The organism is Jannaschia sp. 2305UL9-9 (assembly GCF_041403465.1).
Classification (GTDB): Bacteria; Pseudomonadota; Alphaproteobacteria; order Rhodobacterales; family Rhodobacteraceae; genus Jannaschia.
On the sequence record NZ_JBGEHM010000001.1, the window covers coordinates 468,113 to 480,809 of the forward strand.

13 protein-coding genes are annotated in these 12,697 nt (G+C 64.5%); 4 read left to right on the forward strand and 9 right to left on the reverse strand.

All coding sequences use genetic code 11. The annotated features are described in order from the left end of the window. Nucleotides 1–106: 106 nt before the first annotated feature. On the forward strand, nucleotides 107–1,060 hold the full coding sequence (locus V6N07_RS02315) for a DUF808 domain-containing protein (RefSeq protein ID WP_371153720.1): 954 nt from the start codon (nucleotides 107–109) through the stop codon (nucleotides 1,058–1,060). On the opposite strand, the gene V6N07_RS02320 is transcribed toward V6N07_RS02315, so the two are convergent. Beyond that, nucleotides 1,057–1,734 carry an NYN domain-containing protein gene (locus tag V6N07_RS02320; RefSeq protein ID WP_371153721.1) on the reverse strand — a complete coding sequence of 226 codons (678 nt, stop codon included), beginning with the start codon at nucleotides 1,732–1,734 and terminating at the stop codon, nucleotides 1,057–1,059. The two genes, V6N07_RS02315 and V6N07_RS02320, sit on opposite strands and share 4 nt — an antisense overlap. A gap of 99 nt (nucleotides 1,735–1,833) precedes the next feature. Beyond that, entirely contained in the window at nucleotides 1,834–3,930 is a 2,097-nt protein-coding gene (gene tkt / locus V6N07_RS02325; RefSeq protein ID WP_371153722.1) for a transketolase, read from the reverse strand. Nucleotides 3,931–4,027: 97 nt separating this feature from the next. On the opposite strand from tkt, the gene V6N07_RS02330 reads away from it, so the two are divergent. Beyond that, entirely contained in the window at nucleotides 4,028–4,585 is a 558-nt protein-coding gene (locus V6N07_RS02330) for a hypothetical protein (RefSeq protein WP_371153723.1), read from the forward strand. Further along, nucleotides 4,578–5,003: a cell division protein ZapA gene (locus V6N07_RS02335; protein WP_371153725.1), complete on the forward strand. Its 426-nt coding sequence runs from the start codon at nucleotides 4,578–4,580 to the stop codon at nucleotides 5,001–5,003. The genes V6N07_RS02330 and V6N07_RS02335 overlap by 8 nt, the downstream gene beginning before the upstream one ends. A gap of 4 nt (nucleotides 5,004–5,007) precedes the next feature. Here V6N07_RS02335 and V6N07_RS02340 read toward each other — a convergent pair whose 3' ends face one another. Further along, nucleotides 5,008–5,661 carry an SDR family NAD(P)-dependent oxidoreductase gene (locus V6N07_RS02340; protein WP_371153727.1) on the reverse strand — a complete coding sequence of 218 codons (654 nt, stop codon included), beginning with the start codon at nucleotides 5,659–5,661 and terminating at the stop codon, nucleotides 5,008–5,010. Nucleotides 5,662–5,778: 117 nt separating this feature from the next. On the opposite strand from V6N07_RS02340, the gene V6N07_RS02345 reads away from it, so the two are divergent. Further along, entirely contained in the window at nucleotides 5,779–6,378 is a 600-nt protein-coding gene (locus V6N07_RS02345) for a biotin transporter BioY (RefSeq protein WP_371153729.1), read from the forward strand. A gap of 23 nt (nucleotides 6,379–6,401) precedes the next feature. Here V6N07_RS02345 and V6N07_RS02350 read toward each other — a convergent pair whose 3' ends face one another. The 6 genes from V6N07_RS02350 to alr form a co-directional block, all read right to left on the reverse strand. Beyond that, nucleotides 6,402–6,839: a DUF1284 domain-containing protein gene (locus V6N07_RS02350; RefSeq protein WP_371153730.1), complete on the reverse strand. Its 438-nt coding sequence runs from the start codon at nucleotides 6,837–6,839 to the stop codon at nucleotides 6,402–6,404. An 84-nt stretch (nucleotides 6,840–6,923) separates the two neighbouring features. Next, nucleotides 6,924–8,393, reverse strand: coding sequence for an amidophosphoribosyltransferase (gene purF / locus V6N07_RS02355; RefSeq protein WP_371153731.1), 1,470 nt, complete (start codon nucleotides 8,391–8,393; stop codon nucleotides 6,924–6,926). Between the two features lie 128 nt (nucleotides 8,394–8,521). Continuing rightward, a complete protein-coding gene (locus V6N07_RS02360) occupies nucleotides 8,522–9,121 on the reverse strand; it encodes a CvpA family protein (protein ID WP_371153732.1) in 600 nt (199 codons plus the stop codon). Between the two features lie 62 nt (nucleotides 9,122–9,183). Beyond that, nucleotides 9,184–10,551 carry a DNA repair protein RadA gene (gene radA, locus V6N07_RS02365; RefSeq protein ID WP_371153734.1) on the reverse strand — a complete coding sequence of 456 codons (1,368 nt, stop codon included), beginning with the start codon at nucleotides 10,549–10,551 and terminating at the stop codon, nucleotides 9,184–9,186. An 81-nt stretch (nucleotides 10,552–10,632) separates the two neighbouring features. Continuing rightward, nucleotides 10,633–11,424: a DNA repair protein gene (locus V6N07_RS02370; RefSeq protein ID WP_371153736.1), complete on the reverse strand. Its 792-nt coding sequence runs from the start codon at nucleotides 11,422–11,424 to the stop codon at nucleotides 10,633–10,635. A gap of 170 nt (nucleotides 11,425–11,594) precedes the next feature. Beyond that, nucleotides 11,595–12,644: an alanine racemase gene (gene alr / locus V6N07_RS02375; RefSeq protein ID WP_371153737.1), complete on the reverse strand. Its 1,050-nt coding sequence runs from the start codon at nucleotides 12,642–12,644 to the stop codon at nucleotides 11,595–11,597. Nucleotides 12,645–12,697: the final 53 nt, after the last annotated feature.

Below are 12,697 nucleotides of genomic sequence, written 5' to 3' on the forward strand. Positions count from 1 at the left end.
AACGCTAACGGAGGGGAACGTTCCGTCCGGGACCTGCGTTGACGAGCGATGCTGACCGCTGTCTTTGTGCAGGCAGCAATACGGATTCGGCAGACGGGGCATTGGCATGAGCGGACTTCTGGCACTTCTCGACGACGTGGCGGCCATTGCCAAGGTCGCCAGCGCCTCCATCGATGATATCGCCAGCCAGGCGCTCAAGGCGGGCAGCAAGGCGGCCGGCGCCGTGATCGACGATGCCGCCGTGACGCCGAAATACGTGCATGGCTTCCAGGCGGCCCGCGAACTGCCGATCGTGTGGAAGATCGCGCGCGCCAGCATGTTCAACAAGATCGTCATCCTTCTGCCGATCGCGATGCTCCTGTCGACCTTCGCGCCTTGGCTGATCCCCTATTTCCTGTTGCTGGGCGGGTTGTACCTGTGTTTCGAGGGGGCGGAGAAAGTCTATCATTGGCTGGTCCCCCATGACGATCTGAGCGTGATCGACCCGGAAACGACCCCCCTCGATGCCACTCACCTCGAGGAGCAGCGCGTCAAGGGCGCGATCAAGACCGACTTCATCCTGTCGGCCGAAATCATGACGATCATCCTCGCCAACATCGACGCCGGCAGCGAATGGTGGTTCGAGGCGATGGTTCTGGGGTTTGCCGGTCTGCTGATCACCGCAGCTGTCTACGGGGCCGTCGCTTTGATCGTGAAGGCGGATGACGTCGGTCTTGCAATGGCGACGAACGGGCGTCTGGGGGCAACCCGAGCCGCGGGGCGGGCCATCGTCAAGGGCATGCCGGGTTTCATGAAGGCGCTGACCATCGTCGGCACGGCGGCCATGATCTGGGTGGGCGGCAACATCGTCGTGCATGCGGTGGGCGAAATCGTCTGGCACGCGCCCTACGACCTGATCCATGACATCGCCGTCGGTGCCGCCGCGATGGTTCCTGCGGCGGCTGGTTTCGTGGAATGGCTGGTGACGGCGGTGCTGGATGGGATTGTCGGGCTGATCCTCGGCTTCATCCTGATCCCGTTGGTTGGCCTGGTCCCCTCGAAGGACAAGTCTGCGCACTAGGCAGGTGTGGGCGAAGGCGTTTTCGACAGCAGCCGCACGCGCGCGTCCGGGCCACGCGGATCGACGGTGTATGCATTCAATCGGTTGCTGAAATATGCGTGCCAGTCGCCTTCCGGCAGATCGGTCTTGGAAACATCGTGTCGCTGTTTCATCCGCTGGGCGAACGCCTGAACGGTCATGCCCGTCCGGGTCGATTGGCCTTTCAGGGTTTCAAGTATCTGGTCATCGAGTTTGCCGCCCGTCGCCTCGGTAGTGGGCGCCAGTTGCTCGAAGGTCGAACAGGCGGTCCGGTATGCTGCGGGCGTCTTGGCTTCGCCAAGGCCAAGCACCGTCACGCCCAGACGGCACAATGCGCGGACCAGATGGACGAAGTCACCGTCCGACGATGCCAGAACGACAGATCTGATCCCATCCCGCAGAACCAGTTCCATGGCCTCCACGCAGAGCAGCAGGTCGGTTGCGCATTTGCCGGTGCCGCTGTGGACGACCCGAACACCGGGCCGCCCCTCCCACCCTGTCAATTGATGGGCATTGCCATAGACATGGAACACGGCGAGATGCCCCGCGGCGCGGCCTTGTTGACGGATGGCCGGATGATGCGCCGGCCCCAGGTTTTCGCCATCGACAAGGATGGCGACCCGGTCGCTTGGGCGGAATGGGTCTGGCAGGGTCATGATGCAAGCGTTGCAACCAAATCCGGCCATATCGTGACCTGAAACGAAAAAGGCGCGCCGGTTTCCCGGCGCGCCATGAATTGAAGATGTCCGACAGGATCAGATCAGGTCGCGCGCTGCCTTTGCCACGGCTTCGGCCGTGATGCCGTAATGTTCGAACAGGACGTCTGCCGGCGCCGAGGCGCCGAAACCGTCCATGCCGACGAACGCGCCCTTTTCGCGGCGGCCCCGCTCTCCGTACAGCCACTTGTCCCAGCCGAACTGAGTGGCCGCTTCGACGGCAACGCGCACCGGACCGGCGGGCAGGACCTTCTTGCGGTACTTCTCGTCCTGCTGCTCGAACAGCTCCCAGCAGGGCATGGAAACGACACGTGTGCCGATACCGTCCTGTTGCAGGATGTCGCGTGCCTTCAGCGCGATTTCCACCTCGGATCCGGTGGCCATCAGGATGACCATGCGCTTCCCCTCGGCCTCTGCGAGGATGTAGGCGCCCTGTGCGGTCAGGTTCTTGTTCGTGAACTCGGTCCGCACCGTCGGCAGGCCCTGACGCGTCAGCGACAGAACGGACGGCGTCCGCTCGGATGTCAGGGCAAGTTCCCACGCCTCGGCCGTCTCGACGGTGTCGGCGGGACGGAAGACGTTGGTGTTCGGGGTCGCCCGGCTGATCGCCAGGTGTTCGATCGGCTGGTGCGTCGGACCGTCTTCGCCAAGGCCGATGCTGTCATGCGTCATCACGTAGGTGACGGGCACACCCATCAGGGCCGACAGGCGCATCGCGGGGCGGGCATAGTCCGTAAAGCACATGAACGTCCCGCCGTAAGACCTTGCACCGCCATGCAAAGCCATGCCGTTCATCGCGGCGGCCATACCGTGTTCGCGAATGCCGTAGTAGACATAGCGCCCCGAGCGATCCTCGGGCGAAAACGTTCCCATGCCCTCGGTCAGCGTGTTGTTCGAGCCGGTCAGGTCCGCCGATCCGCCGATGGTTTCGGTCATGATCGGGTTGACGACCTCCAGCACCATTTCCGACGACTTGCGCGTCGCGACCTTGGGCGCGCCTTCGGCGACCTGACGCTTCAGCGCCTTGATCGTCGCCGAGAGGCGGCGCGGTGCCTCACCGGCCAGGGCCCGCTCGAACTCGCGCTTCTTGCCACCGCCAAGCGCGTCGAAGCGGACTTCCCATTCGGCGCGTGCGGTGCTGCCACGGGTGCCGATGGCTTCCCACTCCGCCTTGAGGTCGGCGGGGATCTCGAATGCCGGGTGATCCCAGCCGTAGGCCCGCTTGGTCGCCGCAATCAGGTCGGCATTGGTCAACGCGCCATGTCCCTTGGACGTATCCTGCGCGGAGGAGCCGATGGCGATATGCGTCTTGCAGGCCACCATCGTGGGCTTCTGGCCCTTCTTGGCCTGCGTCAGTGCGGCGTCGATCGCCTCCGGGTCATGGCCGTCGACTTCCAGAACCTGCCAGCCGGCTGCCTTGAAGCGGCCGACCTGATCGGTGGTGTCCGATAGCGATACCTTGCCGTCGATCGTGATGCCGTTGTTGTCCCAAAGCACGATCAGGTTCGACAGCTGCTGACGACCGGCAAGGGCAATCGCCTCGTGGCTGACACCCTCCATCAGGCATCCGTCACCTGCGATGACCCATGTCTTGTGATCGACGATCTTGCGGCCATAGCGCGCGCGCTGGATCTCTTCCGCGATGGCAAGCCCGACGGCCGTCGCGATGCCTTGGCCAAGGGGCCCGGTCGTGACCTCGATCCCCGGCGCGTGGCCGTATTCCGGGTGGCCTGCGGTGATGGCGCCCAGCTGCCGGAAATTCCTGATCTGTTCGATCGTCATCTCCGGATAGCCGGTCAGGTGCAGCAGCGAGTAGAGCAGCATGGAGCCGTGGCCTGCGGACAGGACGAACCGGTCGCGGTCCGGCCATTCCGGACGGGTGGCGTCGAACTTCAGGTGCTTTTCGAACAGCACGGTGGCAACGTCGGCCATGCCCATCGGCATGCCCGAGTGACCGGAATTGGCAGCGGCCACGGCATCCAGCGTCAGGGTCCGGATCGCGGCGGCACGGCGCCAGTGACCGGGATGCGCGGCGCGCAGGGCGTCAAGATCGGGTGTTTTGGCGTCATCGCTCACGGGGCAGGCCTCCGGCAGGGGTAAAACGGGTTCGCGATGTGTTAGCAGGCTGGCCCCCATGTGCAAGCACGGCGACAAGGGGCAGGGGCGTGGGGCCTTTGACAAGCGCCGCCGCTTGCGGTCGAATAGCGCAAACACCCGGACAGAGGGATCGAGGATGGCAGAGCAGGCGGAGTTGGACGCAACACTCGCACGGTTGGAGGCCGCATTGGCGGCCGCCACGCGCGAGATGACGGCCGCACAGGCAATACCGGACCTGAGTTCGGAACTGGACGAGGTGCGCGCCGAACTGGCCGTGGCGCAGGAACACATCAAGACGCTCGAGGCGGATCTCGACGCGACGCGCGCCAGCGTCGATCACGCCATGGCCCGCGCCGAGGAGGCCGAGGCCGCGGGGGCGGATGCCGCCAAGGACGCGGAGGCACGCCTTGCCTCGGCCACGTCGCGCGCCGAGGCCGCCGAGCAGGCGCTGTCGCAGGTGCCCGAACCCGCGGGGCCCACCGCGACCGATCAGGCCGAGGTGGACCGCCTGCGCGATGCGGTCACGAAATTGTCCAAGGCGCTGGATGACGTGCGGTCCGGCGCCGAGGGGGCCATGGATGCAAGCCTGAAGGCCGAATTGGAAACGCTGCGCGCCGCGCGCGATCTGGATCTTGCCGAGATGCAGGCGTTGCTGGCCGAACTGGAACCCATGTTGGAGCGTGCACATGCCTGATATCACCATCGAAATCGGCGGCCGCGCCTTTACCGTCGCCTGTCAGGATGGCGAGGAAGGCTATCTGACCGCGGCATCGGAACTGCTTAACCGCGAAGCGCAGACGCTGCTCTCGGCCGGTGCGCGGCTGACGCAGGAACGCATGCTGCTGCTGGCCGGCCTCATGCTGGCCGACAAGTCGATCTCGGCCGAGGAGGAACTGCGCACGATGGACCGCCGCCTTGCACAGCAGTCCAAGCTGCTCGACGAGATGCAGTCCCGACCCGAGCCCGAACCCGTCGAGGTCATCAAGGAAGTCGAAGTCGTCAAGGAAGTCGTGAAGGAAGTCCTCCCTCAGGACGCGATCGAACGGCTGGCCCGGATGGCCGAACAGGCCGAGGTCCTTTCGGCCCTCGCAGCGGACCGAAAGGCGGGCTGATCCGTCAGATCAGGTCCAGCAGGCGGGCGGCCTCCGACATGGGGGTCGCCAGAAGGCTGCGATCTTCGCCGGGATGGAACCGCGCCCGGACGGCGGTGGCCATCGGCCTTGGCGTCAGAAGATGGATGCGCGGTGCACGATCGGTCGTCGATTCCTGCTGCCATGCCTCGACCATGGCACGTTGGGCGGCCTTGGTCGCCATGTAGGCGCCCGCGAATTTCAGAGCACGGTCGTCATCGAAGAACACTGCCGTCCCGCCGCCGGACGCCTGAAGCAACGGCGCGACGTAGGGAATCAGCCGGGACAGGGCCGTGACATTGGTGTTCACCGTCTTCGCCATGTCCTTTTCGTTCACCATATGCGCGGGCGAGAGCGGCGGCGTGTGGACCGCCGCATGCAGCCACAGGGGCAGGGCGCCCCACCTGTCATGCAGGCCCCGGCACAGATGCTGCATCGCACCCGCATCGGTGATGTCCATCGGGGCGAGGGTCGCCTGTCCTCCGGCGGCCTGAATGCGGTCGTCGAGTTCTTCGAGCGCGCCTTGCGTGCGCGCGACGGCAACGACATGGGTGCCGCGTGCGGCCAGGGTTTCGGCAAGGGCGGCGCCCAACCCGCGCGACGCGCCGGTGATCAGGGCAAGGGGGGGATAGGTGTCCATCAGAGCCTCCGTTTCGCGCTGCGGTCGCACGTCCTGTTAGCGGGATCAAGTTGACAGCCCCCGCGCCCGCGCGGAAAAGGCAGGGACAGACATGCAAAGATCCTTGAGGAGATGCAGATGACCCCGACCCTTACGGCCCCCGGGCAGGCCCTGGCCCAACTGTCCCTTGCCAAGCAGGCCGCGCTTGTTCTGGCGAGCACGGTGGTGATCGCCATCGCCGCTCAGGTCAGCGTTCCCTTCTTTCCGGTGCCGATGACGCTGCAGACACTCGCCATTCTGGGTGTCGGCTTTGCGCTTGGCGCACGCCTCGCCACGATCACCCTGATCACCTACCTCGCCGAAGGTGCCCTCGGCGCGCCGGTCTTCGCGAACTTCGGCAATGGTGCCGCGCTTGTCGGCCCGACCGCCGGTTTCCTTTTCGGTTTCGTCGGCCTTGCCTTCCTCGCCGGTCTGGCGACCGATCGCGGGATCACCGGTCCGGTGAAGCTGTCGCTGGTCGGTATGGCCGCGTCGCTGGCGCTTTATGTTCCCGGCCTCGCATGGCCGATGGGCGTTGCCGGTGCGATGGGTCTGTCGGTCTATGGCGCCGACCTGTCCTTCGCTGCTTTGGCTGACGTCTTCATGGTGCCGTTCCTGATCGGTGACATGGTCAAGGCCGTCATCGCGGCGATCCTCGTTTCGGGCGGCCTGTCGATCTTGCAGGCCCGCAAGTCCTGAGCCGGACAGACGTTCACCCGACTTCAGGGGGTCGCCTTCGGGCGGCCCCTTTTCGTTTCATCAAGGCGGGCGACGGCGGATTTGCACATCCCGAAGGGCAGCCATTTGCACCCCTCGCAAAGCGTATCCAGATCATCGGGCACGACATGCGCCGCAACCCTGTCCAGACATTCGCCCCACGTCAGCCTGTCATCCGGTGAAACGCCAAGCTGCGCACCGTGCCTGCTGTCCAGATCTTCGATGAACTGCCCCTTTTCGCAGCCTGCATCGCGCCGCCGGGGGCAGGGCGCACAGATCGCGTCCGCGCTGTCGGTGATCAGGATCATCGTCGCCTCGCCACCATCCGCGCGCAGATGCTGATTCACGATGTTGCCCATGTTGGCGACAAAGGCATCGCTATATCCCTCGCCCTCGAAGCCGAGGGAGCACAGGATGTGATGGCGGCGCAGGCGGATCAACATGGGGCACGTGATGCCCCAGACATAAGCCACGGAGCAACAAAAATATTTTACTGAATTACGGACCGGTGGCGTGTGGCCACCGGATCATTCCGCGGCCTTCAGGCGGAAACCACGCTGCAGCTGATCCATCGGCTCGACCGGATATTCCCCCGAGAAGCAGGCGTCGCAATACTGCGGGGCGGAGGGATCGCGCCCCTGCGCCTCGCCCACCGCGCGGTAGAGGCCATCAAGCGAGATGAAGCGCAGCGAATCGACACCAAGGTGCGCGCGCATCTCCTCCTCCGACATCGTGGCCGCCAGCAGCTTTTCACGCTGCGGCGTATCCACGCCATAGAAGCAGGGCCACGCGGTGGGCGGGGATGCGATGCGGAAGTGCACCTCCTTGGCGCCCGCATCGAGGATCATCTCCTTGATCTTGCGGGACGTCGTTCCGCGCACGACGCTGTCATCGACAAGGATGATCCGCTTGCCGCGCACCAGCGCGCGGTTGACGTTCAGCTTGAGGCGCACGCCCATGTTTCGGATCGACTCGGTCGGTTCGATGAAGGTGCGGCCCATGTATTGGTTGCGGATGATTCCCATGGCGTAGGGAATGCCGGATTCGAGGCCATACCCGATCGCCGCCGGCGTGCCGCTGTCGGGGACCGGACAGACCAGATCCGCGTCGACCGGCGCTTCCTTGGCCAGTTCCCGACCGATCGCTTCGCGGGTGGAATAGACGGACCGTCCGCCAAGGATGCTGTCGGGGCGGCTGAAGTAGACGTGTTCGAAGATGCAGAAACGCGGGCGCTTCGCCTCGAAGGGACGATGGCTGACGACGCCCTCGGCTTCGGAGATCACGACCATCTCGCCCGGTTCGATCTCCCGCACGAACTCTGCACCGATGATGTCCAGCGCGCAGGTTTCCGAGGCCAATGCCCATCCGTCGGCCACCCGCCCCAGCACGAGGGGGCGCACGCCGAGGGGATCGCGCACGCCGATCAGCTTCGTGCGCGTCATGGCGACGACGCTGAACGCCCCTTCGACGCGGCGCAGGGCATCCTTCATCCGCTCGGGAATGTTGCGCTGAAGGCTGCGCGCCATCAGGTGAATGATGCATTCGGAATCGCTGGACGACTGAAAGATCGAACCGCGTTCGATCAGCTCACGCCGCAATGCCTCGGCATTCGTGATGTTGCCATTGTGCGCGATGGCGGCACCGCCCATCGCGAATTCTCCGAAAAACGGCTGAACATCCCGAATGGCGGTCGCGCCCTTGGATCCGCTGGTCGAATAGCGCACGTGCCCGATGGCAAGCGAGCCGGGCAACATGTCCATCGTGTCCTGATCGGTGAAGTTGTCGCGCACGTAACCGAAGCGCCGGACGGAGTTGAAACCCTGTTCCGGGTGGTGGACGACAATGCCGCCTGCTTCCTGCCCGCGATGTTGCAGGGCATGCAGGCCTAGGGCGGTAAAATTGGCCGCTTCAGCGACGCCAACGACGCCGAAGATGCCGCATTCCTCCTTCAGCTTGTCGTCATCGAACGGAGTGCTGTGCCAGTGGCCATCGGACATCGGATACGATTCCTTGAGAGGACTGAGGGGGTCGCCCCCCCATAGAGCGTGGCGAGTCGCGTGTCACCCGTCTGTCATGAAACGGGGAACGCGATCATGTCCCTGCCGACACGTCGGCCCGGATGCGATCAGTTCGCTGTCGCGGCAGGCAAAGTCGAGTCGACGGTGGTCGTGGGCGCGCCGCATTCACCGACAAGGGCTTCGTAGCGCGACAGGATCCAGCCGGGCGCATCCTCGGGGATCTGTTCCTCGATACCGCCTTTGGCCCGACCGAAGATGGCGGCCGCGCGGCTGTTCTCGACCTCCGGGATGCCCTCGTTCACGATGACCCGGTCGTAGACCACGAAGGCCACGGCAATCAGAAGAACACCGCGCAAGACGCCGAACAGGAAGCCCAGACCCTGATCCACCGCGCCAAGCGCCGAATGCCGCACGGCCTGGCTGAGCAGCGGGGTGAAGAAACTGGTCAGAACCAGCGAGAGCGCGAAGACCAGCGCGAATGCGGCGATGACCGCCAATTCGCAACTGTCGCCAAGTACTTCACCAATATACGGAATTTCCCGGACCAGCGGCTCGGCTGCCCCGGCGAAGGTAAAGGCGAGAACTGCGGCGAGAACCCAGCCGGCAATCGCCATGGCCTCGCGGACGAGACCGCGCGAGAAAGCCAGGATTGCCGAGACGACGATGACGATGGCGGCCCCGCCGTCGACAATGGTGAAACCTTCCATGTCTTCCCCTTGTGTCGGACCGGATGGCCCTGCCGCTCCGTTCGGGTCGAGGACCCCGGAGGTCAAGCTGCGCCGAAAACCTCGCCCACCAGGGTGGTCAGGTCGGGCAGCAAGCGCAGGGCCATTTCCCCTGCATCCCCCGTCTTGCACCCCTTGGGCGCCATGGCGGCGGTAAAACCAAGTTTCGCCGCTTCTTTCAACCGATTTTCCGCCTGTGCCACGGGTCGAAGCGCCCCGGACAGCGAGAGTTCACCGAAAACCACGGTTTCGGGGGGAATTGCCGCATCTTCACGCGCCGACAGAAGAGCACAGGCAACGGCCAGATCCGCCGCCGGTTCGTTGATGCGGATACCACCGGCGACGTTGAGATAGACATCCAGCCCCTGAAACGAAATCCCGGTCCGCGCCTCGAGAACGGCGAGGATCATGGAAAGCCGGCTGCCGTCCCACCCGACGACCGCGCGGCGGGGTTGGGACAACTGACTGGGCGCGACGAGTGCCTGGATCTCGACCAGAACCGGGCGCGTGCCCTCGACCCCGGCGAACACCACCGACCCCGGGGCGGGGGCATCGCGATCACCGAGGAACAGGGCCGATGGGTTCGCCACCTCCGCCAGCCCTGCGCCGGTCATCTCGAACACACCGATCTCATCCGCCGGACCGAAGCGGTTCTTGACGGCGCGCAGGATGCGGAACTGGTGCCCGCGCTCTCCTTCGAAATAAAGGACCGTATCGACCATGTGTTCGACGACGCGGGGGCCCGCGATCTGTCCTTCCTTGGTGACATGGCCGACAAGGATGACAGCCGTGCCATGGCGTTTTGCGAAACTGGTCAATTCCTGCGCCGACGCCCGCACCTGACTGACGGATCCGGGGGCGGCGTCGACCGTGTCGACCCACATCGTCTGGATCGAGTCGATGATCGCGAGGGTGGGTTTTTCCGCCTCCAGCGTCGTCAACACGTCGCGCAGATTGGTCTCCGAGGCCAGTTTGACGGTCGCATCCCCCAGCCCCAGACGCTGCGCCCGCATGCGAACCTGTGCTGTTGCTTCCTCGCCCGAGACATAGACCACCGATTCCCCGCCACGGGCAAAGGCCGCGGCGGCCTGAAGCAGCAGCGTCGATTTGCCGATGCCCGGATCGCCGCCGACAAGGGTGGCCGAGGCCGGCACGAGGCCGCCGCCCAGCACGCGGTCCAATTCGCCCATGCGCGACAGGGTGCGGGGGGGCGGCGCCTCCTCGGTCTGCAAATCGGTCAGGGCCATGCGACGTCCCTTGGCGGTGCCAAGTGACTTCTTGGATGGCCCCTGCGACAGGGGGATCTCTTCCTGAATGGAGTTCCATGCCCCGCAACCATCGCAGCGTCCCGACCATTTCTTGTGGACGGCGCCGCATTCGGTGCAGGCGAATTGAGTAACCGGTTTTGCCATGTTCTCGTTTTGATCTTTGCGAGGGGCAATGGCAAGGGGCATCGGACCGGGAAAGGCCCGATACCCGTCATGCGTTCCGGTTTACTCGGCGGGTGCGGCCATCGCTTCGCCGCCATCGCGGCGGGTCGTGCGGCCGAGGCCCACGACGTTGGCCGGGCGGTCGTGACCGGTCAGCTTCAGGGCATCGGTGACTTCGGCCAAATCCTTCTGCAACCGCTCCAACTGCTTTTCAGCCATGCTTTCCTCGACGGAAACGGCCTGCATCCAGCGTTTGATCTCGCTGACGGTCGCCTGTGCCATGGAGATCTTCTGACGGTAGTCCTCGACCTCCTGCTGGCGCTGGCGCAGGAAGGATCGTGCGCGCTCCACCTTCTCGTCGGTATAGATCTGCGCCAGCTCCCGGCTCTCGACGGACATCTGCGCAGCGATCTGCAACACGTCGTGTTCCAGCGAAGCAAGATCGGGATGCTGCCGCATCCATTCTATCCTGTCCCGCATGGCATCGAATTCGCGGCTGAGCTGAAAGGCACCGTCGCGATCGGCCTGATGGACGTATTGATAGGCTTGCGCCACGTCCGCCATCGAAAGGTGGAAATCGCGGTTCGTGACTTCCAACCGGCGGACCCGTGCGTTGGACGGCAGAAATCCGGCCAGCACGATCAACAGAAGCGTTCCGCCGATCTGGGCGAACATGCCCGCGTTCACGACGGATTCACCACCCAGCGAGACAGGCAATTCTATCCACGGCAGATATCCGAAAACAGCGGCACCGGTGGCGACTGTCGCCCCGACCGCTGCGAGGACCAGAACAAAGGTGCTCAGTTGTTGCACCAGACTTGTGACGACATTCATGTGCCGTGCAGTATTGGTCATCGCCAACCCCCATTATGGCAAAACGTTTTGGGTTTCTTGGCTGCTCGACCAACGTTTAGCAGCTTTCCGCCTATACGACGCATAACTTTGCCGAAAAGTTCCAAATTTTCTGGAAACACTTTGTGAAGCGGCAAAGGGATGGGGGATGCGACCGGACTATCCGGCCGGAATCAGATCGCGGAGCCGCGGTAGCGCCGCTGATACCGATGGCCCAGAGATGTCAGCATTTCATAGCCGATCGTCCCGCAGGCCTGTGCCAGTTCGTCGACATTGTGATGCGGTCCGAGGACCGACATATGCGTCGGGTCACGGTCGAGATGAGAGATGTCGACAGTGATCAGATCCATGGAAATGCGTCCGATCGCCGCGCAGGCAACGGGCCCGGCCATCAGGAACATGTCCGGCTGCAACGACCGGGGCAGGCCATCGGCATAGCCCCCTGCAACGGTCGCAACCCGTGTCGGGGCCTTCGCGGTCCAGCTGGCGGCGTAGCCGACGGTCTCGCCGGGTTCGACGTCGAAGCAGGCCACTACCGGCAGGTCCAGCGACACGACCGGTTCGGCCTTGGCAAACGGCAGGCCGCCGTAAAGGCCGATACCGGGCCGCACCATGTCGAAATGATATTCCGGCCCCAGAAGCGTCCCACCCGTCGCGGCCAAGCTGCGCGGGATATCCAGTCCGTCCGTCATGTAGTGGAACGCCGCCAGCTGTCTTGCGTTCTGATCGCTGTCGGGAATGTCCGAGCTGGCAAGATGCGACATCAGCAGGACGGGATCGGCGGCAAGGACCAGTTCGGCTACGGCCTCCCACTCCGGCTGCTTGAGGCCGAGGCGGTTCATGCCCGTGTCGAGTTGCAGGCCGAAGGGATGGTTCGGCAACGTCTCGAAGTGGCGGGTGATCTGTTCGATGGAGGTCAGCATCGGCACGACGTCGGCGCGATGCAGGGTCGGCGTGTCATCCGCCATGTGCCCATAGAACGCATAGATCCGCGGCTCCGGCCCGAGGGTCCGGCGCAGGGCCAGACCTTCGTCAGCCGTGGCCACGAAGAAGGCCCGCACGCCTTCGGCGATCAGGCGCGGTGCCACCTGTCCAAGGCCCAGCCCATAGGCATCCGCCTTGACGACGGCGGCCGTCTCGCAGGAGACGCCCGACAGACGATCGAGCGCCCGCCAATTGGCAGCCACGGCTTCGAGATCGATATGGAGGGTTCCGGTCGGCATCGTGGCGGGTTCATGGGACGGCGTGGCCCTCAGGTCAAGCGTGACCGTGTCAT